Genomic DNA, 26012 nt, shown 5'->3' on the forward strand with positions numbered 1-26012 from the left:
TCATACTCACATGTCCCGGCCCGCCCTCCGCGGCGGTCCGATCACATACAGCACAGGAGAAATCTCATGAACATCGCCGTTTTTGGTACGGGAATGGTCGCGCAGACCATTGGCCCCGCTTTCGCAGCGCAAGGGCATACCGTGGTGTACGGTACACGCAATCCTGCGGAAACGCTGGCCCGCAGTGAAGCCGGTCCTTTTGGAGCGCCACCGTTCGCGGAGTGGTTTAAGACGCAGCCGGATGCGCGTCTCGTTCCCTTCGCCGGGGCCGCTGAAGGTGCGGAGCTTATCGTGAACGCCACCTCCGGTCAGGGGTCGCTCCCCGCGCTCGAAAGTGCCGGTGCGCAACGACTCGAAGGGAAAATCCTTATAGACATTGCCAACCCGCTGGATTTCTCGAACGGATTTCCCCCGTCCCTCTCCGTGTGCAATACCGACTCTCTCGGTGAGCAGATTCAGCGCGCGTTTCCCGGACTCAAGGTCGTGAAAACGCTGAACACGCTCACCGCCGCGCTGATGGTCAATCCTGCGGCCCTGCCCGCCGATCATGTCATATTCATGAGCGGCGACAATGCGGAAGCAAAGACGCGGGTGGCATCGCTCCTGCAGGAGGCGTTCGGCTGGAAAGCGCAGAACATCATCAACCTTGGCGATATCACGACAGCGCGCGGAACGGAAATGGTGCTTCCCCTGTGGGTGCGGCTGTATGCGTCTCTCCAAACGCCGATGTTCAATTTCGGTATCGTCCGGCAGAGCGAGGCGCCGTAAGGCCGCGTACTCCTTCCGCGGTATGGCTGCCGTGTTCGGAACTGTTCAAACCACATTGCAACGGAACTCGAATTCCTGTATTATCCGGTGAGGACTTTGGCGGCTTTCCGAAATCGTTTCGTGAGCAGGTCCAATATCCGCTGTCTGTCATCCTCTCTCGCCGGATCGTATCCTGGTCAGAAAGGTTGCGGCGGCACAGCATCCTTCTCAATCAGTAACGGGTGGATCTTATGCTCGATGTTTCCGCGAAACCGCGAACCCTTCGCACCGCGACTGCCCGCGCCAGACTGCATCTCCATCCCGCGACCCTTGCGCGTGTGCATGCCGGAACCATTCCGAAGGGCAATCCCCTGGAGGTGGCCAAAGTCGCCGCCGTGCAGGCCGCCAAGCAGACCAGCGCCATCATTCCCTACTGTCATCCCCTCCCCATCGATTACGTCGGCGTGCAGTATGAATTCGGCGATGACTGGATAGATGCCATCGTTTCCGTCAAGGTCATGTACCGTACCGGAGTCGAGATGGAAGCCATGACCGCCGCCGCAGTCGCCGTGCTCACGCTGTACGACATGATGAAGATGCTCGATGCGGACATGTCCATCGGCAGTGTCGTGCTCGAAAAGAAGCGTGGCGGAAAAAACGACTTCCGTACTCCCTACGCCACACCTCTCCGAGCGGCCGTGCTCGTGATGTCGGATTCCATCTCCGCGGGGACCAAGTCCGACAGCTCCGGACGCATGATCGCGGATCGCCTCGGCGCCGAAGGTGTGTCTGTTGAGGACTACCGCATCATCCCGGATGACAAGGATGAGATTGTCCGAATGCTACGTTTGTACGCGGACGACACGAAGCTCGATCTGGTCATGACCACCGGAGGTACGGGTTTTAGCGCTCGCGACTGCACGCCCGAGGCCATGGCGGAGGTGATTGACCGGCACGCTCCCGGCATTTCCGAAGCGGCGCGTAGTTACGGGCAGGAGCGCACACCGTTTTCCATGCTCTCCCGCGCACAGGCGGGATTGCGCGGTCACACGTTGATCGTCAATCTGCCCGGCTCGAAGAAAGGCGTCGCCGATTCACTGGACGCCCTGTTTCCCGGGCTGCTGCATTCCTTCAAAATGATTCGCGGAGGAGGGCACGAATAATGCTCGACTTCTCCGACGCACTTGGATTAATCATTCGCGCTGCCAAGCCCCCGCCTCCCGTGGATGTCCCGCTCAAGTCCGCCGCCGGTCGCGTGCTCGCCGCGGACGTCAAGTCTGCGTCGCCACTGCCGCGCTTCGATGCTTCGGCCGTTGATGGCTACGCCCTTCGGGCGGCGGATACATCCGCAGCCAGTGAAAAGGGAGAGGTGCGACTCACGGTAACGGACACCATTTCCGCGGGGACAGGTTCGCACACAGCGCGCCCGGGTACGGCGCTTCGCATCTTCACAGGAGCGATGATGCCGAAAGGCGCCGACAGCGTGGTGATGCAGGAACATGTGCTGCGCGACGGCGATGCCATTCTGCTCGGGAAATCTGTGTCCCCCGGAGCGAACGTACGACTCAAAGGTGAAGAGTTTCAGAAAAATGCACTTGTCTTTCCCAAAGGTACGCTCGTCACACCGCCGGTAGTGGGCATGCTCGCGTCGCTCGGAAAAACGGAGTTGCGTGTGTATGATCTTCCCCGCGTCGAGGTGATCGTTACGGGAAATGAACTGCTCGAACCGGGCACCCCGCTGTCTCCCGGCAAAATCTACGATTCCAACGGCGTGACGATCTCCACCGCGCTGCGCGCCTTGGGCTTGTCTTCGGTGCGGGTCCATCGCGTGAAAGATAACCTTGCGTCCATCCGGCGTGCCTTGCGTACGGCGCTGCAGCGCGCTGATATCGTGGTCACAGCCGGAGGCGCATCCGTGGGGGATTTCGATTATATCAGGGAAGCGTGTGAAGCGGAGGGTGTGCGGTTGAAGTATCAGACACTTGCCATCAAGCCGGGGAAGCCCAACATGTTCGGCACACGGGATCGGGTGCTGTTTTTCGGACTGCCCGGTAATCCTGTAGCCGCGCTGCTTTCCTTGCATTTGCTGGTGCAACCCGCGGTCTGCGGATTGATGGGACTTCCGAACCGATACACAGGCGGATTTTCGGCCCGACTGACATGCGGCATCAAGAAAAAAGCGGGACGCCTCGAGTTTCTTCGAGGCGTCCTGCACGCCGACGGCAACGGGACCTACGTGGTAACCCCGGTGCTGGCTCAGGATTCCCACATGCTCAGCGGACTTGCGCAGGCGGATTGCCTCATCCATTTTCCGAAAGATGCCGGCAGCTTGGACGAAGGTGAATCCGTCACCGTCACATCCCTGCGATGGAGTCTTGCATGAGGAGCGGTGAAAGAAACGGAATGCTCCGGTATATCACATTCTTTTGGCTTCATGGCTGAGACGCTTTTCACACCCTGGATTCTCGGACTCTTTTTCCTCATCGCCGTACTGTACTCCAGCGTCGGCCACGGGGGTGCCACAGGGTATCTCGGTTTGTTCGCCTTTCTGGGCGCCGCAACCGCCGCCGTCGTACCGGTGGCTCTGGTTTTGAATATGCTCGTTGCCGGGACGGGGTTCTATATCTTCCGGCGAAAGGGATATTTTTCCTGGACGCTGCTGGCACCTTTCGTCGCGGCTTCCATTCCCGCGGCGTTTCTCGGGGGGATGCTTCGCTTGGAAGCGGATACGTTCCGGGCGATTCTCGGCGTGGTCCTGCTCGCAGCCGGATTACGGATGGCATTCATCCCACAAGTAACAATCTCTCGACTGGCTTCCTCCACACGCTACCGCGTCGCGCTCAGCGTGGGCATCGGGTTGACGCTCGGGATAATCAGTGGCATGGTGGGCATCGGCGGGGGAGTATTCCTGAGCCCCATCATCATGTTTCTGGGTTGGGCCGACGCGCGGCAAACAGCGGCCGTGTCCAGCGCTTTTATCGTGCTGAATTCCCTGAGCGGTCTGCTCGGACAGATCACCAAGGGGAATGTGGAAGTCGGCTCGATGTGGCTGCTCGCCGTCATCGTTTTTATCGGCGCACTCGTGGGCTCCTCCCTGGGCGCCAGGCAGACGCGCGTCCGGAGACTTCAGGTCGTGCTGGGAGTCGTGCTGCTCGGCGCGGGCGGGAAAATGATAGCGCAACTCTGGGTATGAACTATGATCCGTACCAGCGACACCACGGCGCTTATCCTCTCCGGCGGGAGAAGCAGCAGAATGGGAAGCGACAAGGCTTTTCTCACGATCCATGGTGTCACCTTCATTCAGCGACTGCTGACGCTCGCCTCCTCGATCTTTCCTTACACAGTGATAAGCGCAAAGGAAGTTGGGAAGTACGCGGATTTCGGTGTTCCGGTGATAGCGGATGACGTCACCGATGCAGGCCCTCTCGCCGGAATCCACGCCTGCATGATCCGTACGAATACACCTTTCCTCTTCGTTCTGACCTGCGACGTCCCCATGATATCCGGGGAAGTGCTTCGTCATGTGTTGCAACATGCGCATGAAGATGAAGTCACCCTCATCGGTACGGGACAGGATCGTCCCCTGCTCTGCGGCGTACTGCCGCGGTTAATGGAGCCCGCCCTCTCCGAGGCATTGCGCAGAGGAAAACACCGTGTGCTCTCCGTCCTCATGCGCGGGAAACACACGGTACTGAATTGTGCGGCGTATTCGGATTGTCTTGTCGGTGTGAACACCAGGGAGGAATACGAGCGCCTGCCCGGCAGTACGTGGTGAGCAGAGAGCAGAGAGAAGAGAGCAGAGAGAAGAGAGCAGAGAGCAGAGAGCAGACAGCAGAGAGAAGAGAGCAGAGAGCAGAGAGCAGAGAGCAGAGAGAAGAGAGCAGAGAGCACGTTTGTACAGTATTCCGCGATGCTGTACTGATTCCCGATTTCGACTGCGGGAGTACGAACAGGATCAGCGTGCTCCGCAATACTCGAAATGGTACAATTCCTTCCCGCTGCGCCTCTGGTACACGGCCCCTGAGCGTAGTCGAAGCCCGATCAGGGACCGCCCTTCGCCCGGTGGCTGAGCGAAGCCGAAGCCCGCTCAGGGACCAGCGCGAGGATGCTGAAACGCAAGGAACAGTGGCGTGACAGATGGAGCCGCTGCCTGCGTAAATGCTCTCGATTGAAACCTATCCATTCCGACACCGGGCCAAATCCCACAGCGAACCGATTAACGATTCTCTCCGCCTCTGGCGGACCGATAAACGATTAACGATTCCCGATTAACGATTCCCGATTAACGATTCCCGCCCAACGCTTCCCGCTTCACGCTTCCCGCTTCACGCTTCCCGCTTCCCGCTTCAGCGTGATGCAAAGACGTAATATCGTGGAGTGACTTGCAAATCCTAAAAAATTTCTGTAAAATGGAGAAATGAATTAAGAAAATAAGGCACAGGGGCGCAAATGCAGTCGTTGGATGAAGCGGATCTCGGAATTCTCGATACCTTGCAGCGTAACGGACGCATCAAGCGCAGTGAAATGGCCGAGCTGGTCGGTCTGTCGCTGCCGGCGGTGAGCGAGCGATTGCGCAAGCTGGAGGAACGAGGCTACATCACGGGCTACGCTGCAATTCTCGATGCCAGGAAATTCGGCAAGGACGTTACCGCTTTCGTGCAGGTTTCAGTCGACACCTCGCTGCATTACGATAACTTCCTCCATCACGCCGAGGCGCATCCGGATATTCTCGAATGTCACGCCATTACGGGCGACGGCTCCCATCTGCTGAAAATCCGAACCGACAATACCGCCACACTGGAGCGCGTGCTTTCCGAGATTCAAGCATGGAAGGAGGTCCAGAGTACACGGACCAGTGTGGTTCTCTCCACCCGAAAAGAGACATTGGCAATTTCCGTTCATCACACCACCACCAAATTATAAAGGTATCACCGTCATGAGCACTACGCGCGAAAACGCCATCGGCAACGTTTTCGACATGATCTCCTCACATAACGTGAAGATGATCGATTTCAAATTCATGGATTTCCCGGGGCAGTGGCAGCACCTCACCGTGCCGATCACACAGCTCAAGCCGGATTCCTTCAACGAGGGATACGGCTTTGACGGATCGAGTCTCCGCGGCTTCAAGAGCATTCACGAGAGCGACATGGTGATCATACCCGATCCCTCGACGGCGATTATCGATCCGTTTATCAAGGAAACCACGCTGAGCATGATTTGCGATATTCACGAACCGCTCACGCGTGAGAAGTACGAACGCTGTCCGCGCAATATCGCCCAGAAAGCCGAGCAGTATCTGCTCTCGACCGGCATCGCCGATACCGCCTATTTCGGTCCCGAGGCGGAATTTTTCATTTTCGACGATGTGCGCTACGCGTCGAAAGAGAACCATGCGTTCTATCAGCTCGACTCCATCGAAGGTACCTGGAATTCGGGGCGGGACGAGGGACCGAATCTCGGGTACAAACCGCGCTTCAAAGAGGGCTACTTCCCGGTACCGCCAACGGACCACTTCAACGATTTGCGCAACGAAATGGTGCGGGTCCTCATGGAATGCGGCCTCGACGTCGAGACGCAGCATCATGAAGTGGCGTCGGGCGGACAGTCGGAAATTGATCTGCGTTTCGCACCGCTCGTCAGCGCTGCCGATCAATTGTTGCTGTTCAAGTACGTGATAAAAAACACCGCCTTCCGCAACGGCAGAAGTGCCACCTTTATGCCCAAACCGATTTTCGGCGACAATGGCTCCGGTATGCATGTGCACATGAGTTTGTGGCGTGAAGGCAAGCCTTTGTTCTACGGCGAGCGCTATGCCGGCCTGAGCGACATGGCGCTGCACTTTATCGGAGGACTGCTCAAGCATGCGCCGGCGTTGTGCGCGATCACCAATCCGACCACCAACAGCTACAAGCGGCTCGTGCCGGGCTTCGAAGCCCCCGTCAATCTCGCATACTCTCAGCGGAACAGAAGCGCTTCCATACGCATCCCCATGTATTCCTCCAGTCCGAAAGCCAAGCGCGTGGAGTTCCGCACCCCCGATCCCTCCGGCAACCCGTATCTGGCTTTCAGCGCCATGCTGATGGCGGGTCTCGACGGTATCATCAATCGCATCGATCCCGGAGATCCGTTGGACAAGGATATTTACGATCTGGCGCCGGAGGAATTGCGCAACGTGCCGAGCACACCGGGCACGCTCGAGGAAGCGCTGCTCGCGCTGGAACGCGATCACGATTTTCTGTTGAAGGGTGGAGTGTTCACGGAAAGCGTGATCCATACCTGGATCGATCTGAAAATGAAGAGCGAAGCCAAACAGATCGCCCTGCGTCCGCATCCCTACGAATTCAGCCTCTATTACGACGTATAAGCGGATACAGCGTATAGTTATTAACGGATTCCGTTCGTACAGAGCGGAATCCGTTTCGTTTCCGGTCAGTTTGCACGAAAGAAAAATAGGTGGGAACACCTATGCAAAATGGGTGCTTCCCCCCATTTACTCCGCGTCCCGGATGTTGTTAATTGCATCCAGCAACACTACACAATCCCATGCTGCTTTCACCGCCGGTTAGTCTCGCAGCAGTAGTGGCCGAAGGTGGAAGACCGATTCGAAGATTGAGCGATAGCTCTGGAACAGTGAGAGAAACAGGATCATCAGTGAACAGGTAATGACGTTCCATTCGAGCATCGGAAGCAGAGGGCTTCTTCACACTTCAGCACAGGAGGTACAGAGATGAACACCTTGCAGCACCACGGAACACACAGTGCCCATATCGGCACGACGCTCCGCTGGTTTTTCTGGAGCGGAGTCCTGATCGGACTGCTCTACATGGCGATTGGATGAAACACCGAAGAGAGAGACAACTACTCGGATGTGGCGACAATACGCTGAGCACCATACTAGTTCACGAATGTTCCAACAACGACGGGAAAGGATGAGGCGATATCAATGATTGTGCACGAACCTGAATGAAACAGCGGAAGACAGATTGCTTCCGCTGTTTTTTTTTCAGCATGGTATTGCAGGCCTCCTGCTGGTGCGCACGAGAAGAGAAAGCGGGAGAGAGAGTACTGGCGGTGTTACATAAACCACCACAACGACAGCATTGCGGACAGTGGGCGTTTCATGAAACACCCCGCCCGAAATCGCAAATTCATGATTCCCGCCTCGGTGTGCATGAAAACAGGCAAACACCTCTTTCCTCCTTCCTGTTCTCTCCTTCCTGTAGAGCAATTTGCATTACTTCAAAAATATCTCTACACTCGTTTCATAGTATTTTCTGACTATTCCAGGAAACGCCAGGAACGGGCTGTCACCGGATCATTACGTTTTGTCCGAAATGCGTGCGTCCGTATGTCTCATAGGAGATTCAATGCCGTGGCTTTCGAAATATCAGTGGTCCCGCACACACGCAACCTGCTCCGGCTCGGTGGGATGAAGCGATGCACGGATATGTGAATGGTCTGCAGAGCCTGCTTCTCCGAACCGCTCTCCCCTGATACGTTGAACAATTGTTCCATGGAGGTCCTATGAAAAAGTATGGCGCGGAGTTTATCGGAACGTTCTGGCTCGTCCTCGGCGGCTGCGGAAGCGCCGTGCTGGCGGCCGCTTTCCCGGAAGTCGGTATAGGTCTGCATGGTGTGGCGTTGGCTTTCGGTCTTACAGTGCTCACCATGGCCTATGCAATCGGCCATATCTCTGGTTGTCACCTGAATCCGGCGGTGTCTTTCGGGCTTTGGGCCGGTGGACGTTTCCCCGCGCGTGACCTGGCACCGTACATCATTGCGCAAGTCCTCGGCGCGATTGCTGCGGGAGGCATTCTCTTTGTCATCGCCGACGGGAAGGCCGGCTTCGATGTCACGGCCGGCTTCGCATCCAATGGTTTTGGTGAACATTCACCCGGCGGCTACGATCTGCCCGCCGCGCTGCTGACGGAAATCGTGATGACTATGATGTTTCTCATCGTCATTCTTGGTGCCACGGATAAGAGAGTTCCGCAGGGCTTCGCTCCCATCGCCATCGGGCTCTGCCTGACACTGATTCATCTCATCAGCATACCCGTTACGAATACTTCCGTGAATCCCGCGCGCAGTACTGGTGTTGCGCTGTTCGCCGGCGGCTGGGCCCTCGCACAGCTGTGGCTGTTCTGGGTTGCTCCTGTCATCGGTGGTTTGCTCGGAGCGGCGGTGTATCGGTTCATTGGCAGCGAAGAGAAATTATAGCTTCCTGCTTCGTCGCGCGCGATCGAGGGGGGCGAACACCCAGCGGTGCCGACTCACATGTGCGTTTTTCTGCATTCTCCCGCGGAGAGTACGGTGCACGACGGAATAATCGCAGGCCCTGTTGCCCTGGCACACTGCTCAGCGAAGCAGAGGAGCAGACGGTTCCGATGCTCATCCGATACAGGTACTGTCTTGTCGGTTGGCCGTGGTGAAAAAAAAGATGAGGACTTGACGCATTTTTTCACCAAAGGGGATCAGTGGTCATATATATATACGGCGAAGGTAGCGCCGAAAGACCGTGCTGTGTCCTGCACACCCGGTCCAGTGTCTGCCTCCACCACGCACCTTACATTGTCACGGCTTACGAGGACCTATGGCTACGCTGCACCTTTCTTTCCAGGAACTCGCTGATCTTGTCCTGGGTCAACCGAATCTCCCACCGGGAATAAAAAATGTGTATCCGGACGGAGACGTACTCATTTTCAACGTACGGCCGCTGAGAATAGCACCAGCGGTACAGGTGTCACTACGCATCGGGGAATACCGCGAGGATAGCATTTTGCACTGTCCCCTTGTGATGCCGAAGCATATGAAGTGGCTCCTCCGCCATATCATCACCACCGAAGTTTCACATTTTCTTACGGTAAATGAGACGGGCCTGGATGTGAATGTCGGCGTCTATCTCAGGCATTGTTTCCCCGGGATCAAGGTGTCGGCGGTAGAGAAGACTGTCAACGGCATCACCCTCGTACTTTCTGTTGAACGCCGGAGTTGACGGCAGTGTGGTGTGGAAAGGGTTCCAGTCCGCATGGATGCACCGGACCCAGCGGATTTCATAATCGCACCGCTGCCATGTCGGATATACAGCATGTCGGCTTTCCGGTGCAACAGGGCAGCGCGATTGAATGCGTGTGGTTGAATGCGTATGGGGAGGATTCTGAAATTTGCCTGAAATTGCGGAAATTATTGGTCTGATACTTACAACAACGCGGATTCCTTTTTCTATGGCTGGACCTTATACACATCTTACCATCGCACATGGCGCCATGCTGGACGCACAACTTTCCCCGGAGCTGGTGGCACTTCTGCAAGTCAAAGCGAGCTACGTGTACGTTGGCGCCTTGTCGCCCGATATGCCGTATGCGTCTCTCGATACACACTACTCGGATATGTATCACCGCCGGGATACAGGGCGAGTCCTTCAGGCTGCTTTGGAGCTGCTTCGGCGCCGAAGGGCGAGCGGGGAGTACACCACCGGCGCACTCGATGCCATGGAAGCTTGGCTGTACGGCTACGCTTCGCATCTCGTGATCGACACCTTCCTGCATCCTATCAATCAAGCGACGGTTTCCGTTGGTGGCAGTGAAATGGATCCCCTCCGTCACAGAGAATGCGAAATGGCGCAGGATATCCTTCTCGTTTCCGACGTGCACGCAGACGATGTGGAAATCTGCACGGGCGCTTACGCATACACCCTGCGTATGGCGCTTGATTCGGATGAAATTAGTGACATCGCGGAGTTCTGGGAAAGCATTCACGATACTGTGTACGGAGATCTCGCTCCCGACACCGGACCACGACTTTGGATTCCCTCCTTCGTCGAAATTATCGAACTCATAGAGAAGGGACAGGCGGTACAGCATGTGACGCGCCACATCAACAACGACCTGGGCCAGAATGTTCAGTACGTCGCCGCGGACGAGTTGCGCAGTGATCGTCCTGACCTTGTGGCGGATTACTACGAACACGTGCATCTGCCCGACGGTACGAGCGCACATTTCCTGAACGATGTCTTTCCCGCCGCAGTCGACGCGGTACTTGGATTGTGGGATCTTATCGAAGGCGTACTCAACGCGCAAGATGACGAGCTCGAGGTACGCTTTGATTCCTGGGACCTCGACAGGGGCGTGGAGGTGAGCAGCGACGAGTTGGTCTTCTGGCGTGGGTCCGAAGCATAGTGCATCGAGTAAATGAGAAAGCGGCGGATACGTTGTGACGTAGCCGCCGCTTGTCGTTGAAAGAGGTCTTCCGCTTACTTCGCCGAGAACTTGAGAATGTTTGGACGCACCAAACGCTCGTAGTCTTTGTACTTCATGCGTACAAGTTCCCTGTGCGTACCGGCGTTGAAGGCAATATCTTCGTCCTCCGTCAGTGCGAGCGCGACATACACCGGCATGTTGTACAGATTGCCGAATGGAGGCATCGCACCCAATTCGCATTGCGGAAAAAGGTCCCGGAATTCGGCTTCCGTGGCCAACTCGATACGTTGCGCTCCGCTTACCTTCTCCATTTCATCAAAATCCACATGTCGCGATGCGGGTAATACGGCCATCGCAATTTTGCCGTCGATCTTCAGCATGACGGTCTTCGCCATCTCCTTCCCCGGGATGTGGGCGTTTGCGGCAATTTCCTGTGCCGTGAATGCGGGGGAGTGCGAGATGACGACATAGCGCACGCTTTCGCGGTCCAGAAATTCCTTGAGTCGTTGAACAGGCATTGCACCCTCCGTCGAATTATCGTTGGTGTGCGGTCGTGAGAAACAATACAGCACTCCGAAGTGATGGCACAGGGAGCGCCGACGGAAGCGTCTATGGTAAGGAATCGCTCGCGCATAGTACACATTCTTGCATAGAAAGGCAATACCTCCCTGGTGATCGCTGTGATGTCTTGCGGCGCAAGGTCCTCCCTTGGAGATGCTTACGGCGCGACCAGACAGTCCTGCTCTTAGTACTGACTGAAAATCTATCGTCCGGTGTGTGAATCCCTGAATGTTCCGGAACGGAGAAGCCCCGTATGGGAAGCTCTTCGACGAACGCTGCGATGGGCGCGGAGCGTGTTGAAGCTGCACGCCTCATGCAATCATGGAATGGCCTCCGTCACCGCCTCGGCCCAAAGCTCCGTATCGTGTAGCTGAACGTGAGCAGGGCGTAGCGTTGAAGCACGTTGGAACGTGTGTCTTCAATATAGGTTTCCGTGACGTTGCGGAGGATGTTCTGATTCTGCTTGAGCACATCGAACACCGTGAGCTTGAGTTCGGCCTGATCGTCCGCAAGGAATTTGTATCCGAAACTCAGGTTCCAGAGCAACACCTCATCATTGTACCCTTCGGCGAGACCGCTGTACTTGTTGTGCGCCAGATCGGATGTAAACACTAACCCACCGAGGAAGATCCAGTTCAAACGGAAACGTGTGGTCTGGTTGATATAGCGCTGATCGGCGTCGGCGCGCAGGCTGTTCTCCACCCAATTCACGTTGGTTTGCGAGGACAAGGTGAAGTCGAAGTCCTCGGAAATGTTGCTGGCAAGGACTACGCCCACACCCAGCATGGGCTGATACGCGTAATTCATCTGCTCGTTGATCATGCTCGGCATGCGCGAGTAGCTGCCCATCAGGTTTAGATTCAGATTCGATTTGAGCCAGCTTACCGGCCGTCCGTACGTGATGAAACTGCGCACCGAATAATTTCCGCTGAGATTCACAGGACGCGTGAGCTGTGCTCCACGAAGCATCGGCACGCCGTAAATCGTCGTGTCGCTTCGGGCGAGAAAGGAACTGCTGCCTACATAGTCATCGGTAGCCGAAGCGGAAAAGAATGTGAACAGGTAGCCGCCACTCTCCGCATGTGTCGTGCTGAATCGCGTTCCGATGAAATGGGTGTAACTCTGATCCAATCCGGGATTTCCGATCGAGAGCTGAAGCGGATTCGAATTGTCCACGACGTCCTGCAGCTGGTCAACACTGGGAGAACTTGTCCGTGTACGGTAAAAAAGATGCCACTCTGAACTGCTCGACAGTTTCCATCGCATCATCGCGCGGGGCATTATCGTGGTGAACGTACGGTCGAGTGTGGACGTGTACGGATATTGCTGTTCGCTGCGCAGCGACGCCGTTTGCCAGGCCGCATCCACGTTGATGCGGAAATCCGCGTCCTCGTACCGCAAGCCCGCACCGGCCTGCTGCGTGAAGTAATTGCTCGCGAATTCGTTGCTGATCAACGGATCCAGAATGTCGTACAATCCGGAAAAGGTGTCGAGATTGTACGTTTTCTTGTCGGAGAAATTGTCGTTCCACGAATTTTCGTAGCGGACGAGTACCTGCATTTTGTCGGCGACGGGTTCGGTGTATTGAGCGTCCGCACCGATGGTAAACCCGCGCTTGTCCAGTTTGCCGCGCTGATCGAGCGAGTCGAGAGAAGCACCCTGGCCGAAGGTTTCGTATCGCGACAGCAGTGCGTTGTTGCCGTCATTGTTGGAAAGGTCATTGCTGACCCGAAGCGAAAACGTACGTCCCCGCGTTTCGAAACGTCTGCGGTACAGGAGTTCATTGCGCACACTCATGCCGGTCAGATCCGAGGAAAAAGAGGAGAAACCATTGTTGAGTCCCATGCCGGCAAACTGCGTGGCGGCCGAGGTCATGCTGTTTCCGTCATTCGCCTGCGCGGACAGGCGCGGCGTGTAGAGCAGCGAATTCAGCGAATCAATACTCCACTCAACGCGCAGGTTCATCCGGTGATTCATGTTTGTGCTTTCGGCCACTTCCAGCTCATCGTAGAGTTGACCGCTTTGTCCCGTCAGCACATACTCCCGGAGCACTGCGTTGCGCGCGTCGCTGTTCGAGTAATTGAAGAAGTAGCTCGCCGTCGCCTCTACATTCTCGCTCCATTTATCCATGTAGTTGATGCCGAACGCATGCGTCGTTGCGATTCCGTTGCTCGCGGTGACCATGAAGTCTCCCAGGCCGCCGCCGAATCCGCCGAAGCCGCCCGGTGGACGCATCCCTCCTGCGAGTCCGCCCAAACGGCTCATCATGGTGCGCATGGCCCCGCCGCGGGACGAACCGCCCATGACGCCGAGCAAGTCGTCGATGGAGAAGTTCTGCTCGTTCACGTTGTTTGTCATTGCCAGCAGGCTGATGCGTTGATCGCCATTGAAGAAATTCATGATGCCGCCCGCGCGGTACAGTTCATTCTCCCCGGCGCCACCGTACAGCTTTCCGAACGTGGCGTTGCGCATAAATTCGCGGGTTATGAGGTTGATGGTTTTCGTCTCATTTCCGTCGCTGAAACCGGTGAATCGGGATTGCTCGCTTTGCCTGTCGTACACCTGAATCTTCTCGATGACTTCCGCGGGAATGTTGCGCAGCACGGCGCGGGCGTCGTCGCCGAAAAATTCACGGTTGTCTACCATGACCTTTCTCACCTCCTCGCCCTGCGACTTGACCGTTCCGCTTTCCACGGTGATGCCCGGCATTTTCTCCACCAGATTTTCAGCGGAAGCGTCGCGGCTGATTTTGTATGCGCGCGCGTCGTACTCCAACGTGTCGTCCTTGATCACGGCAGCCGGCGCTTTGCCCGTCACCTCAACCTCTCCGAGACGAATGTCGTCTTCCTTGAGGGCGATGCGCCCGAGCATTACATCCTCGCGCCGTACGGTGATTTCGCGATTGATGGTTGCGAAACCGATATACGACACACGCACGACATAACTGCCTGGTTTGACACCGCTGAATTCGAAGCGTCCATTCGCATCCGTGACCATCCCACGGCTGCTGGAGTCGGGTAATTGAAACAGAACGACGTTTGCGCTGCGTAGCGGCACATTGTCGCTTTCGGAAACAGCGCGTCCACGGATGGAATAGCTTTGCGAAAAAAGTGAGCCCGAGACGGCGAAGAAGAGCAGAGAAGTGACGATGAAACGCATGGATGAGCTGAAAAATGATACATCTTGTGTTTGACACGCGGCCGGCTGTATGGTTTAGTCGGCTCCCGAACAATGTGTTGGATGCGGGACGGGGCAGGACGATCCGGTCGAGACCCGTGCGAATCCTTCCAGAACCGTAATGTACGACAGATCGGTTCATTTGTATGCAACCAATTTGTGCCGGGTCGCCCGGCGCGAATAGGAACGGCCTGATTTTCCCTGGTTCACACGACACCGTTGAAATCTGTTTGCGGGGCATCGTATCGTTTTGTAGTTTATCGCATTCGATTCTTGGGTTTCCCGATGTGGAAGCATCTGTTGTACGCCAGTCCACGGGCGCGCATTCCGCATGGAGCCGGGCTGCATGTGTCTGGGCATAGCGCTTCTTCCCGGCTGCATCAAGACGCTTCCCATCCCAACGACGCAGAAGAGACGCACCTTTCATTCAATAGGAGGACCTTGTATGAAGAACCTTGTTTCAGTCCCGCGTGGTCGTACGGCGTTCGCAGTTACGGCTCTGCTTTTCGGTTTTTTCGCCGTGCGCACTGCCATGGCACAGAACTACAGAGAAGTGCAGGATTTCGGCTGGGGCATCGGTGTCAACCGACCATCACCGGTCATCATTGATCTCGACGGCAACGGCAGACTGGACATGCTTGTCGGTACGGAATCCGGCGTCATCATGCGCTTCGAACAGACGGCGGTTAACGGACAGGAATTTCGCCTGCTCGACCGGCGTTTCATGAAACTGAGAAACGCCAGTCAAGCGGCGCTCACCGTCGCGGATATCGACAGCGACGGACGGCTCGATCTCCTGGTGGGGGAGAGCGGAGGGCGATTGGTGCACTATGTACAAACCGCACCGGGAGTAGCGGAATTCGAAATGGTGACGAACTATTTCGGTGCTATTACGACCCCGGCCTCTCCCAATCCGTTTTTCACAGACATTGAGGGAGACGGTTTGCTGGATCTCATTTACGGCTCCAGCAGCGGGAAAATTGAACGGTACACGCAGGATGCGCCACAGTCGACAAACTTCGTCAAGGCCTCCAATTTGAAATTCGACACCAATCTCGGCAGTTCCAACCGGCTTGGCGTATCGGATTTTGATGCTGACGGCGCACTGGACGTAGTAATGGGCAGTTGGGATGGCGACGTCATGCATTTCGAAGCGCATGAAACCGTCAAGGATTCGTTTCTACTCGTGGAAAAGCGTTGGAGTGGTATTCCGAAAAACACGCTCGGGGCTCCGTTTTTTATTGACGTGGACAACGACGGGCTGTTGGACTGCTTCATCGGATACGGAGCCGGTACGGTGGAGCACAGGGAACAGAGTGCGGCGAATTCCACACAATTCAGTAACGTGCTGCAACATGATGTGCTGAACGCCTGGGATTTCGGGCGGGAAACCATCTTTGCCGTCACGGATCTGGACCGTGACGGACGACTGGACATTCTGCGTAGCGACATCCCCATGGGCGAATCCTATATGCTTCGCCACCCCCTTATGCACATGACACAGACCGCTCCGGGCGCTCTGACTGTCACTGTGGTTTCCAATAATTTCAACGATATCCGTGTGCAGCAAAGCGGCTCACTCTCTTTTACCGATCTTAACGGCGACGGACGCCTGGATCTCTTTATTGCACGCTTGAACCAGGATACGATTTACCAGTATCAGCAGAAAGCCGATGCGCCGTTCGAATTCGAGATGGTGCCAGGCAGCTTTCTCGCCGGGCAGATCCAGACCAACGGGAACATTCAACCGCTGGTGTTCAGGGATCTTGACAACGACGGGCTGCTGGATCTGCTCGTGGCATGCGGGAGGATGGACCATTTCGAGCAGGACGCTCCCGGTTCCTCCTCGTTTGCTCTGAAACGTGAGAACGTAATATGGAGCAATCTCGTCAATCGGGGGAGAGGGTTTGCCGTGGAAGATCTGGACGGAGACGGTGTCCTGGAAATGCTCGTCGGCAATGGAGGGGTCCTTGCCCTTTTCAGACAAACACAGCTTCATGGGGAGGAATTCGTGAAAGTCGCCGATACACTGGCCGGTATTGACGTCTATTCCGGCGCTATCCCGTACGTGGCGGACGTCAACAACGACGGTCGTCTCGATATCATTGTCGGAGATGATGCCGGGGGACTGTGTCTGTTCCTCGAAACCGGTCCGAACGCCTCTGGTGAAGTAGCACATCTTCCTGCGAGCCCGAAGCTGCTCGACATCTCTCCGCACCCGGTCAATACGTACGCCTCGGTGCGCGTCGCTATGCCGGTGGACGAGCGGGCTACGGTAGCGCTATACGATCTCCTGGGTCGCGAGCGCCAAACCGTTGCGTCGCACCGTTTGTTGACGCAGGGCGTGACACCGTTGGAGATAGACGGACGCGGACTTCCTCCGGGTTGTTATTTGCTCGTTCTTGAGGCCGGCGGTATCAGGGTAAGCAAGCCCGTGATGATTATGCGATAGGTTCTGTCCGGGATGTCTGCTGGTACTGACACGCGCCCGTATCGTATGGATCGATGCGGGCGCGTCCCGTCTAAAGCGGATATTTTTCCATACCGGACGTCACCCCGGCACGGGATGAAAAAACCGTTTCGGGGATTTGTTTCTCATTGCACATACACGCATTTTTTCCCTACCAGTCCCTGAAAGAAATACCCGGAATCGCGCCGCGCCCGCGTGCCATATTCCGCCATCGTGGTATTTCGCCGGCAGGACGGCGAAAGAACGGGACGATCGTGTATCCATCGAAACTACATCACAGCAAGGAGCGGTCTGCTGATGAGTTCTCAACAAGAACACTGGGGTTCGCGCGTCGGACTCGTGCTCGCTGTCGCGGGTAATGCCGTAGGCCTCGGGAACTTCCTCCGTTTCCCGGCGCAGGCCGTGCAGAATGGCGGCGGCGCTTTCATCATTCCGTATCTCGTGTCTTTTGTGCTCATGGGTATTCCGTTGCTCTGGATCGAGTGGGCGATCGGCAGGCACGGGGGGCGATTCGGGCATCACTCCACACCCGGCGCCATGCACGCGATGGGGAAGGCCTGGTACTGGAAGTATATCGGCGTGTTCGGCATTTTTACGAACCTGACGGTGGCGGCGTATTACGCATACATCGAATCCTGGACGCTGGGGTATGTCTGGTACTCACTTATCGGCACTTTCGCGGACAAATCCCCGCAAGGTGTATCCGATTTCTTCAGTTGGTATCTCGGTTCCGATCAGGGCATCGTGAGTTTTTCCGGTCCCGCGGTGATATTCTTCCTCATCACCGTGATGCTGAATTTGTGGATACTTTCGCGTGGTTTGCAGAAGGGCGTCGAAATCGCGAGCAAGATCGGTATGCCCATACTCATCGTGTTCGCGATTTTCCTGACCATACGCTCGCTGACACTGGACGCCGGTGAGCAGGGCGCGGTGTTCGACGCGATGATGGGTCTGAATTTCCTTTGGACGCCGCAGTTCGATTCGCTGACCAATCCCAAAGTCTGGCTCGCGGCGGCGGGACAGATCTTTTTCACACTGTCCGTGGGCATGGGCTCCATACACTGCTATGCGTCGTATTTGCGCGAGAAAGACGACATCGCGCTCAACGCCTCCACCGCCGGGTGGATGAACGAGACCGTGGAGGTTGTGCTCGGCGGCACCATCATTGTTCCGATCGCGGCGGCGTATCTCGGTCTGGACTGGCTCAGCGCGCATGTGGGCTTCGAGATGGGCTTCCGCACCATGCCGACACTGTTTCAGCAATGGGGATCGGTGCTGTCGGTGCTGGCCGGGGTGGCGTGGTTCGGCCTGCTGTTTTTCGCGGGCATAACGAGTTCGCTGGCGATGGGGCAACCGGTCATGGCCTTCATGCAGGACGAATTCAAGATACCCCGAAAACGCGCGGTCATCATTTTCGGCATTATCCTGCTGATGCTCTCGCTGCCTTGCGTGATCCTGTACAACGGGGGCGCTTTCAATGAATTCGACTATTGGGCTGGCACCTTCGCGCTCGTGGTATTCGCGCTGGCGGAGATCATACTCTTCGCCTGGGTCTTCGGCATAGACAAGGGCTGGGCTGAAATCAACAAAGGTGCCGATCTTAAGGTCCCCGTCATTTTCAAGTACATCATGCGCTATGTTACACCGGTGTTCCTGCTCGCCGTGTTTGTGGGCGCGCTGGTCAAACCAGTCGGCGGCGACTGGGCGGCGGCCCTCGGTACGCTGTTCAGCGGAGGCGGCTGGCCATTGGAGACGGACAGCGTGATCGGCATGGTGCTGCATCTTGGCAACAACGACACGCGCTGGTTTATCGAGGGCGAACCGACGAAGGTTTTCATACTCGACATGACGCGCACACTATTGCTCTTTACGTTCACGGCCATCGGCGTGGCGGTATGGGCGGCATTCAGAAAGCGTGAACAGCAACACATGCATACGGAGGTGGTATGACGCGCGCAGGACTCATCACCATGCTCGTCACCTGGAGCATTGTTCTCGTCACCGTAATCACGCTGTTCATCCGCGTCCTGCGCATACCGCAGGATCCGCACGACGATGAGTAGAGACGTTGCATAAGCAGAGACGTTGCAGGAAAATTTTTGGGTGATGCTCGACATCCCAGCGCAACGTCTCTGCCGCGACGTCTCCCGTGTGATTCGAAAATCGGTCCGCCGGCGGAGGGAATCGGGAATTAGGAATTGATCGCTGCGACGTTGCCGGATAGTTTTCGGATAATCCTCGCCATCTGCTTATGACATCTTCCACGATGCACGTAGAGACGTTACATGCAACGTCTCTACGTGATGGGTCTCTACATGATGGGGGTGGTGGCTCGGATTCGCTTCCCATGACAATTTGTTGAAGAAGGACGAAACGGCTTGTCGACGCACGACGCCCGCTTGCAAAAATCGATAAAAGACTCTATGTTTATAATGAACATCGACAAAAAAGTCGATGAAATGAACGATTTGAGGACAATATGAGCGAACTGATCAATAATGCACAAAAACGCAAAGAGCTTCTCAAGCACCTTATTCTCCAGTTGCACAAAGGCGAGGCTCCCGAGCAGGTTCGGACACGGCTGGAGGAAATTCTCGGAAGCATCCCCTACGGCGAGGTCGTGGAAGTGGAGCAGGAACTGATCGCCGAAGGTCTCCCGCAGGAAGAAGTATTGGCATTCTGCGATATTCACACGCGCGTACTCGACGGCAAGATCGATCACAGCAATATTCGTCTCGTACCGCCGGGCCATCCCGCCGATACTTTTTCGAAGGAAAACCGCGAGTTACAGAAATTGACGCACGAAATCCGCGAACTCTGCGCCCCCGCCACGCAGTTACCCGCCGATGCCGTGGCGTCGCAGTTGCTCAAGATACGCGGACTGTTCAATCTCTTGTGGGATGTGGACAAGCATTATCGCCGTAAGGAGAATTTGCTTTTCCCGTTTCTCGAACAGAAGGGTATTACTGGGCCGCCCGCCGTTATGTGGGGTAAGCACGATCAGACACGCGAACTGCTCAAAGCCGCCCGCGAAGCGCTGGCCGTGGAGAGCGGCATGACACAGGAAGAATTCGCCGCAACGGCGGAATTGCTGCTGTTGCCCGCTACGCAGTCTGTGGATGACATGATTATGAAGGAGGAAGACATTCTTCTGCCCATGTGCCTCGATCAGCTCACCGATCTGGAATGGTATGAAATTTATCGGCAAACACCGGAAATCGGCTTCTGCCTCTACGATCCCCAGGTCGAGTGGCGTCCGAAGGACAGTGTTGAAGCCCCTGTTGAGGCGATGGAGGGCGACGCCGTACGCTTGCCCAGCGGACAGCTGACTCCCGCCGAGCTCACCGCCATTCTCAACACCGTGCCCTTCGACCTTACCTTCGTGGACAAGGACGACAAGGTAAAATACTTTACGCAGGGAACTGAACGCATTTTCGACCGCAACCGTGCTATTCTCGGTCGCGACGTGCGTCTCTGCCATCCGCCTTCCAGCGTCAACATTGTCGATACGATTCTCCTGGACTTCAAGAGCGGCAAGGAGAGCAGCGCACCGTTCTGGATTCAGCTTCACGGCAAGTTCATTCATATCGAGTATTTCGCCCTGCGCGACAAAGACGGCAGCTACCTCGGGACACTTGAAGTATCGCAGGATCTCACCGCCAAGCGCGCGCTGGAGGGCGAGCAGCGCCTGCTGTCCTATGCCGTGAAGGAGGACAAATGAAGCGCGACATCATCAACCCGCAAATGAAGGTCGGTGATTTGCTGGATCAGTATCCCGAGCTCGAGGAGACGCTTATTAGTATCGCGCCGGCCTTCAGCAAACTGAAAAATCCCGTCCTGCGCCGCACAATCGCCAGGGTGGCAACCCTGCAACAGGCCGCGCTCACCGGCAACGTCCCGGTCCATGAGGTGGTGAATACTCTGCGAACCGCTGCGGGGCAGACAAAGGATGACGACGCATCTCAAAGCCCAATCGCGGCGCGTGATGCAGAGTCCGTTCCGGCCTGGTTGAGCGGGGCGACGGAGCGCGTTGAGTTCGACGCGCGTCCCGTGCTCGCTTCAGGCGCACATCCGCTTCAGGAGGTGTTCGCGCGTCTGCAGCAGCTCCCGCAAGGCGCCGTACTCGATCTGATTACGCCGTTCTATCCCGCACCGCTGGTGGACGCCGTGCGCGGGAAGGGCTGGGATGCCATCCACACAGAACGAGGGAAGGACCTGTTCGTCACCACCATCGGGCGCCCCTGAACTCCCGAAGTCGTACGATGACCGAGCTTGCGGCACGAAACAGAAGGGCCCGAAACCGAAACCTGCGTCATCTGATGTCCTGCGTCCCAGGATCACAGATGACGCGTTCGTCTCCGTCTGCTCGGTTCCGATGTGCTTCACCGCCTCGGTTTGCATCTCCCTCGCACACGAACTAGATTTCCATGTTCACATCCGACCGTGCATAATTTTTTATCCAAACTGGAGAACTGAGGTATGAAACGGACAATACCATTTCTGCTCGCCGCTGCGGCGATAGTGCTCTGCGTCATGCTCGGCGCGTGCTCGGAAGACGAGAGCACCGTGCAACCTAAAGCGGATCCGGATTATTTCCCGTTTTCACGTTCCATGACGTGGACGTACAAAACCAACGTGCTCGCGGACTTCGGCTATCCGGAAACAACGCTGGACATGAAAATCGATACGCTCACGTCGGCAAAGGGTGTGCATCACTGGATATGGGTGCGCATCCCGGCGTTTCCGGATTGGGCGCCACTGTTCGCGGTACTCGACAGCGGTAACGTGGTGTACTCCATCGGTGACCATCCTCCCGAGGAAGCTATCGCGCTATTCCGGCACAGATACCAGGCGGGTGAAGCCGTGAGCGAAACGATAACCGTGCAGGGCAAATCCTACAACACTCTGCGCTACGAGCTCACGGTGGAACCCGAAGGGAAGGTCACCTGGTGGTTCGCCGACGGTATCGGACTTGTAAAAGAGTACAGTGAGGATGGAATCAGTATCTTCTCCGGCGACATGATCAGTGGTGTTGCGCTCACGGAACTGGTGTCATACAAGAAATGACGGCGCCTCCTTCCGTACCCGCCGCTGTCGCGGGAAAGCGAGAGTAAGACATCCTGGCATCCGCCCCGCATCGCGTTGTGCTACCCGCCACTGTGGACGACGGATAGTCCTGCAACGCCGAGAACGCGTGCAGGGATGCGGAAAGCGAATGGACTTGCTTTCCTCGCTGGGAATCGTACTTTAGCTGTAATGCACTTTATGGATACCGCCATGCCAGTACGATTGAATTTCACGAACAGAACCTTCTGTATCGCGGTAGTATTTGCCGTAGCAGTGCTGCCGGCAACTCTCTTGTCGCAACAGGACCAAAAACTCAGAATGGACGTGGATCTGGCGTCCTTCCGCTTCGGCGCGGATACCTCCTTCGTCGAGCTGTACTATGCCTTCCCGCGATCGGCGCTCACTTTCTCGTATGAGGAAGGTGTCTATCGCGGGGCCGCACTTATGCACGCGATACTGCGTTCGCAGGACAGGGACGAAGATCCCGTACTCAAGGCCTGGCGGGTGCCCGTGCAGTTGCAGGATACTGCCAATCTCGAGCAACGCTCGCTCATCGGACGCGTAAATTTTCTGCTGAAACCCGGGCGCTACAATATCACCGTGATCGGCAGGGATGAGCATCAGGCGGCGCTGTCGGACAGTGTTGCGATGTTGTATGAAGTCCGTGGCTTCGGACCGAAGAATCCGCTGTTCAGCGACATTGAGCTGGCCTCGTCCATCGAACGCGCCGAGGAGGACGCGGCGAATATTTTCTACAAGAACACGCTCGAAGTGATTCCCAACCCGGCTCTGCTCTACGGAAAGCAATTGCCGAACGTACTGTACTATGCGGAATTGTACAACGGCGACCTCGAACATTTCATGGTCAAAAGTGAAATCGTCAGCTCGTACGGCAAGACCATGATCAGCACCGCCAAGAAGCGCAGCGGCAAACATCCGTCCCGTGTCGAGGTCGGATCACTCAACACCAGTACGCTTCCGTCGGGGGTGTACACGTTGATTCTCTCCCTTGGTGATACTACAGGACAGATGAAGCTTTCGCAAAGCAAGATGTTCTATGTGTTCAATCCCGACATTCCGCTCGATACCGCCGCCGCGGTGGCTGTCGCCGATCTCATTGCCGCGGAATTTACCGCTATGAGCGAATCGGAGCTCGACGATCAGTTCGCCATGGCGACGTACATCTGCTCAAAAGATGAGCGGAACATCTGGAAATCCCTCTCCGGAGCGGAGCCGAAGAAGAAATTCCTGACCAAGTTCTGGCGTGATCGCGATCCCGACTACAGCACACCGAGCAACGAGGCCTACGATGTGTACAAGCAACTCATTGCGGCGGCGAACGAACAATTCCGTACCGCGTACCGCAAGGGTTGGAAGTCCGACCGCGGACGCGTCTTCATTCTGTACGGACCGCCCGATTATGTGGAGCGACGGTCGAATGAATCGGACATGAAGCCTCATGAGATCTGGCGGTATGACAACATTGAAGGGGGTGTGGAGTTCGTGTTCGTCGATCGGGGTGGCTTCAACGATTACGAGCTCGTGCATTCCACCAAACGCAATGAGATCAGCAATGAGGATTGGCAGCGCAACGCGTCCACACGCTGATCGGGAATTGTTTCCTTGAAATCTACCGTGGAGTATCTGTTTTTCGCGGGTGTGGCACGCCTCGTGCAAGCGCTTCCGTTGCACGCGGTGCGCGCCATCGCGGGCTGGCTGGGTGCGGGCTTGTTTCGTTTCTTTCCCATGAGGAAGGCTTTGACGCTCATGCAGTTGCGCACGGCTTTTCCGGAAAAAGACGAGGCGGAAATCCGGAGCATCGCGCGGGGAAGCTACGTGAATCTCATCACCACGATTTTCGAGCTGATGTGGACGCCGCGGCTGACCGAAGATATCATCGCCCGGGAAGTGCGTGTACGTGATGCGGAGCTCTTTGACCATGTTCTGCGAAGGGGTCAGGGTGTGGTCCTGATGTCGGGGCATTTCGGAAACTGGGAGTGGCTTTCTACCGGCACCGCGCGTGTGTTCGGACATCCCTATACCGTCGTCGTCCATCCCATCCACAATCCATCGGTGGACGCATTGGTGGAGCATTGGCGTACGATCCACGGCAATCGCGTCGTTCCGATGGGGGTCGCTATTCGTGAGATAGTACGGACGCTCAGGGAGCGGGGCGTCGTCGCGATGGTCGCGGACCAGAGTGGTCCCAGCGGTGCATACTATGTACGCTTGTTCGGCAGGTACGCCGCTACGTACGAAGGACCCGCTGTGTTTGCGTTGAAAACCGGCGCACCGATCATGATGGGATTCGCCTACCGGCAGGCGGACGGACATTATGAAGTGATGATCGAGGAGATCCCGACGCAGGATCTGAAAGGTGCAAGCGAGGAGAATCTGCGTGAACTCACCCGCCGTCATGTCCGGGTGCTTGAGCGCGAGATACGAGAGCACCCCGATCACTGGCTCTGGCAGCACAAGCGGTGGAAGCATACGCCGCATGAAGGAAGTATCCTCATAGAAGATCCGCCGGAGCTGTAATGGATGTGTTAATCATTCAGACCGCGTTCGCCGGCGACCTCGTGTTGACCACCCCATTAATGCAGGCCTGCGCCGACACACTGCCGGATGCCGTGATCGATGTGCTGTGCATCCCGTCTACCGCAGGGCTGTTGAAGAATCACCCTATGCTTCGCGAGGTCATTGCCTACGATAAACGTGGAGGCGAACGCATGGCTTCCGTGATGCGCATGCTGTCGCGGCGTTCCTACGACATCTGTCTCACACCGCACAGATCCATGCGCAGCGCCATACTTGCACGCTCCTCCCGCGCCCGGGTGCGCGTGAGTTTTGACAGGTCGGCGGGCGGCCCCCTGCATACCCATCGCGTGGTGTACGACAGAAAAGCGCATGAAGTCCGAAGGAATCTCTCCCTGCTTACCGCGCTCGGTATCTCCCCGCATCCGGACACCCCGCCAAGACTCTATCCATCCGAAGATGACGCGATGCAGGTGCGCGAGATCATCGGTCGTCTCGGTGGGCGACCTGTTGTCTGTCTCGCTCCTGGCTCGGTGTGGCCCACGAAGCGCTGGACCGAACATGGGTTCGCCGATCTCGCCTCGGCGTTGCTCTCCACACATTCGGTCGTCCTCCTCGGCGGTGCCGATGATCGCGTCCTCTGTAGCCGTATTGTCGCCCGCGTGGAAGACGCACGCTGCATTTCGCTGGCTGGTGAACTGTCGTATCTGGCCTCCGCCGCCTTGCTCCGCGAGGCGGATGCGCTTGTCAGCAACGACAGCGCTCCCGTGCACATCGCTTCAGCGGTATCCACTCCCGTCGTGGAAATATTCGGTGCCACCTCTCCCGCGTTCGGTTTCACGCCGTTTGCGGTACCTCACCGCATCGTCGAGCTGGAGGGACTTCCCTGCAAGCCCTGCGGCATTCATGGAAGCATCCGCTGCCCCGAAGGGCACTTCTCCTGCATGAAAGATCTTTCCGTCGAGAAGGTTTACGGAGCGCTGATGGAGTTGCTCCGGTCCACCCGCGAGCGGTAGGGGAGCAGAGAGCAGAAAGCAGAGAGCAGTGAGCATGCTCATACGGTACGAGCGTCCGTATAGCATGCTATATCCGCTGCCAGGCTCCTGTGTGTATCCCAGACCTCCCGCCTACTGAGCTGAGGCACTTGTACGATTATCGCACTACCGCACGGACATGCTCTCTGCTCTTGGCTCTCCCCGCCTGCGCCAAATCAAATTATTGAGATACCGAAGCGCTGTGGAATGGCTTCGGGGGGC

Annotated in this window: 20 protein-coding genes; 18 read left to right on the top strand and 2 right to left on the bottom strand. The window is 56.6% G+C overall.

Annotated features, from left to right (window positions below):
- Positions 1-66: 66 nt before the first annotated feature.
- The 10 genes from M5R41_17050 to M5R41_17095 all read left to right on the top strand — a co-directional run bounded on the left by M5R41_17050 (position 67) and on the right by M5R41_17095 (position 10925).
- On the top strand, positions 67-768 hold the full coding sequence (locus tag M5R41_17050; GenBank protein ID MCZ7558112.1) for an NAD(P)-binding domain-containing protein: 702 nt from the start codon (positions 67-69) through the stop codon (positions 766-768).
- Positions 769-998: 230 nt separating this feature from the next.
- Positions 999-1910: a bifunctional molybdenum cofactor biosynthesis protein MoaC/MoaB gene (moaCB, locus tag M5R41_17055; GenBank protein ID MCZ7558113.1), complete on the top strand. Its 912-nt coding sequence runs from the start codon at positions 999-1001 to the stop codon at positions 1908-1910.
- Positions 1910-3130 (top strand): molybdopterin molybdotransferase MoeA, encoded by a 1221-nt coding sequence (locus M5R41_17060; protein ID MCZ7558114.1) that lies wholly within the window; start codon positions 1910-1912, stop codon positions 3128-3130. The genes moaCB and M5R41_17060 overlap by 1 nt, the downstream gene beginning before the upstream one ends.
- A gap of 51 nt (positions 3131-3181) precedes the next feature.
- A complete protein-coding gene (locus M5R41_17065) occupies positions 3182-3940 on the top strand; it encodes a sulfite exporter TauE/SafE family protein (GenBank protein MCZ7558115.1) in 759 nt (252 codons plus the stop codon).
- Positions 3941-3943: 3 nt separating this feature from the next.
- Positions 3944-4522: a molybdenum cofactor guanylyltransferase gene (locus tag M5R41_17070; GenBank protein ID MCZ7558116.1), complete on the top strand. Its 579-nt coding sequence runs from the start codon at positions 3944-3946 to the stop codon at positions 4520-4522.
- A 674-nt stretch (positions 4523-5196) separates the two neighbouring features.
- Entirely contained in the window at positions 5197-5670 is a 474-nt protein-coding gene (locus M5R41_17075; protein ID MCZ7558117.1) for an Lrp/AsnC family transcriptional regulator, read from the top strand.
- 55 nt (positions 5671-5725) lie between these two features.
- A complete protein-coding gene (gene glnA, locus M5R41_17080; protein ID MCZ7558118.1) occupies positions 5726-7114 on the top strand; it encodes a type I glutamate--ammonia ligase in 1389 nt (462 codons plus the stop codon).
- Between the two features lie 1160 nt (positions 7115-8274).
- Positions 8275-8967 carry an aquaporin Z gene (gene aqpZ, locus M5R41_17085; protein ID MCZ7558119.1) on the top strand — a complete coding sequence of 231 codons (693 nt, stop codon included), beginning with the start codon at positions 8275-8277 and terminating at the stop codon, positions 8965-8967.
- 373 nt (positions 8968-9340) lie between these two features.
- On the top strand, positions 9341-9742 hold the full coding sequence (locus tag M5R41_17090) for a hypothetical protein (protein MCZ7558120.1): 402 nt from the start codon (positions 9341-9343) through the stop codon (positions 9740-9742).
- A gap of 229 nt (positions 9743-9971) precedes the next feature.
- Positions 9972-10925 carry a zinc dependent phospholipase C family protein gene (locus M5R41_17095; protein MCZ7558121.1) on the top strand — a complete coding sequence of 318 codons (954 nt, stop codon included), beginning with the start codon at positions 9972-9974 and terminating at the stop codon, positions 10923-10925.
- Positions 10926-10999: 74 nt separating this feature from the next.
- Here M5R41_17095 and M5R41_17100 read toward each other — a convergent pair whose 3' ends face one another.
- Positions 11000-11464 (bottom strand): YbaK/EbsC family protein, encoded by a 465-nt coding sequence (locus M5R41_17100; GenBank protein ID MCZ7558122.1) that lies wholly within the window; start codon positions 11462-11464, stop codon positions 11000-11002.
- Between the two features lie 379 nt (positions 11465-11843).
- Positions 11844-14666 carry an outer membrane beta-barrel protein gene (locus M5R41_17105; GenBank protein ID MCZ7558123.1) on the bottom strand — a complete coding sequence of 941 codons (2823 nt, stop codon included), beginning with the start codon at positions 14664-14666 and terminating at the stop codon, positions 11844-11846.
- A 463-nt stretch (positions 14667-15129) separates the two neighbouring features.
- Here M5R41_17105 and M5R41_17110 point away from each other — a divergent pair, with 463 nt between their 5' ends.
- The 8 genes from M5R41_17110 to M5R41_17145 all read left to right on the top strand — a co-directional run bounded on the left by M5R41_17110 (position 15130) and on the right by M5R41_17145 (position 25772).
- Positions 15130-17136: a T9SS type A sorting domain-containing protein gene (locus M5R41_17110; protein MCZ7558124.1), complete on the top strand. Its 2007-nt coding sequence runs from the start codon at positions 15130-15132 to the stop codon at positions 17134-17136.
- Positions 17137-17451: 315 nt separating this feature from the next.
- Positions 17452-19104: a sodium-dependent transporter gene (locus tag M5R41_17115; GenBank protein MCZ7558125.1), complete on the top strand. Its 1653-nt coding sequence runs from the start codon at positions 17452-17454 to the stop codon at positions 19102-19104.
- Positions 19105-19633: 529 nt separating this feature from the next.
- Positions 19634-20875 carry a DUF438 domain-containing protein gene (locus M5R41_17120; GenBank protein ID MCZ7558126.1) on the top strand — a complete coding sequence of 414 codons (1242 nt, stop codon included), beginning with the start codon at positions 19634-19636 and terminating at the stop codon, positions 20873-20875.
- Positions 20872-21399, top strand: coding sequence for a DUF1858 domain-containing protein (locus M5R41_17125; protein MCZ7558127.1), 528 nt, complete (start codon positions 20872-20874; stop codon positions 21397-21399). Before M5R41_17120 ends, M5R41_17125 begins: the two co-directional genes overlap by 4 nt.
- 234 nt (positions 21400-21633) lie before the next feature.
- Complete coding sequence (locus tag M5R41_17130) at positions 21634-22221, top strand: hypothetical protein (GenBank protein MCZ7558128.1); 588 nt, start codon at positions 21634-21636, stop codon at positions 22219-22221.
- Between the two features lie 210 nt (positions 22222-22431).
- Positions 22432-23829, top strand: coding sequence for a GWxTD domain-containing protein (locus tag M5R41_17135; GenBank protein ID MCZ7558129.1), 1398 nt, complete (start codon positions 22432-22434; stop codon positions 23827-23829).
- Positions 23830-23844: 15 nt separating this feature from the next.
- The gene (locus tag M5R41_17140; protein ID MCZ7558130.1) at positions 23845-24759 is read left to right on the top strand and encodes a lysophospholipid acyltransferase family protein; all 915 of its coding nucleotides are present in this window, start codon (positions 23845-23847) and stop codon (positions 24757-24759) included.
- Positions 24759-25772, top strand: a complete 1014-nt coding sequence (locus M5R41_17145) for a glycosyltransferase family 9 protein (protein ID MCZ7558131.1) — start codon at positions 24759-24761, stop codon at positions 25770-25772. Before M5R41_17140 ends, M5R41_17145 begins: the two co-directional genes overlap by 1 nt.
- Positions 25773-26012 lie beyond the last annotated feature (240 nt).

It is taken from the genome of Bacteroidia bacterium (assembly GCA_027493955.1).
GTDB lineage: Bacteria > Bacteroidota > Ignavibacteria > SZUA-365 > SZUA-365 > JAOSJT01.

What these genes read in the sequence shown, in the direction of transcription:
- M5R41_17050 (MCZ7558112.1), top strand. Translation starts at nt 67, where the DNA reads ATGAACATCGCCGTTTTTGGTACGGGAATGGTCGCGCAGACCATTGGC.
- moaCB (MCZ7558113.1), top strand. Translation starts at nt 999, where the DNA reads ATGCTCGATGTTTCCGCGAAACCGCGAACCCTTCGCACCGCGACTGCC.
- M5R41_17060 (MCZ7558114.1), top strand. Translation starts at nt 1,910, where the DNA reads ATGCTCGACTTCTCCGACGCACTTGGATTAATCATTCGCGCTGCCAAG.
- M5R41_17065 (MCZ7558115.1), top strand. Translation starts at nt 3,182, where the DNA reads ATGGCTGAGACGCTTTTCACACCCTGGATTCTCGGACTCTTTTTCCTC.
- M5R41_17070 (MCZ7558116.1), top strand. Translation starts at nt 3,944, where the DNA reads ATGATCCGTACCAGCGACACCACGGCGCTTATCCTCTCCGGCGGGAGA.
- M5R41_17075 (MCZ7558117.1), top strand. Translation starts at nt 5,197, where the DNA reads ATGCAGTCGTTGGATGAAGCGGATCTCGGAATTCTCGATACCTTGCAG.
- glnA (MCZ7558118.1), top strand. Translation starts at nt 5,726, where the DNA reads ATGATCTCCTCACATAACGTGAAGATGATCGATTTCAAATTCATGGAT.
- aqpZ (MCZ7558119.1), top strand. Translation starts at nt 8,275, where the DNA reads ATGAAAAAGTATGGCGCGGAGTTTATCGGAACGTTCTGGCTCGTCCTC.
- M5R41_17090 (MCZ7558120.1), top strand. Translation starts at nt 9,341, where the DNA reads ATGGCTACGCTGCACCTTTCTTTCCAGGAACTCGCTGATCTTGTCCTG.
- M5R41_17095 (MCZ7558121.1), top strand. Translation starts at nt 9,972, where the DNA reads ATGGCTGGACCTTATACACATCTTACCATCGCACATGGCGCCATGCTG.
- M5R41_17100 (MCZ7558122.1), bottom strand. Translation starts at nt 11,464, where the DNA reads ATGCCTGTTCAACGACTCAAGGAATTTCTGGACCGCGAAAGCGTGCGC.
- M5R41_17105 (MCZ7558123.1), bottom strand. Translation starts at nt 14,666, where the DNA reads ATGCGTTTCATCGTCACTTCTCTGCTCTTCTTCGCCGTCTCGGGCTCA.
- M5R41_17110 (MCZ7558124.1), top strand. Translation starts at nt 15,130, where the DNA reads ATGAAGAACCTTGTTTCAGTCCCGCGTGGTCGTACGGCGTTCGCAGTT.
- M5R41_17115 (MCZ7558125.1), top strand. Translation starts at nt 17,452, where the DNA reads ATGAGTTCTCAACAAGAACACTGGGGTTCGCGCGTCGGACTCGTGCTC.
- M5R41_17120 (MCZ7558126.1), top strand. Translation starts at nt 19,634, where the DNA reads ATGAGCGAACTGATCAATAATGCACAAAAACGCAAAGAGCTTCTCAAG.
- M5R41_17125 (MCZ7558127.1), top strand. Translation starts at nt 20,872, where the DNA reads ATGAAGCGCGACATCATCAACCCGCAAATGAAGGTCGGTGATTTGCTG.
- M5R41_17130 (MCZ7558128.1), top strand. Translation starts at nt 21,634, where the DNA reads ATGAAACGGACAATACCATTTCTGCTCGCCGCTGCGGCGATAGTGCTC.
- M5R41_17135 (MCZ7558129.1), top strand. Translation starts at nt 22,432, where the DNA reads ATGCCAGTACGATTGAATTTCACGAACAGAACCTTCTGTATCGCGGTA.
- M5R41_17145 (MCZ7558131.1), top strand. Translation starts at nt 24,759, where the DNA reads ATGGATGTGTTAATCATTCAGACCGCGTTCGCCGGCGACCTCGTGTTG.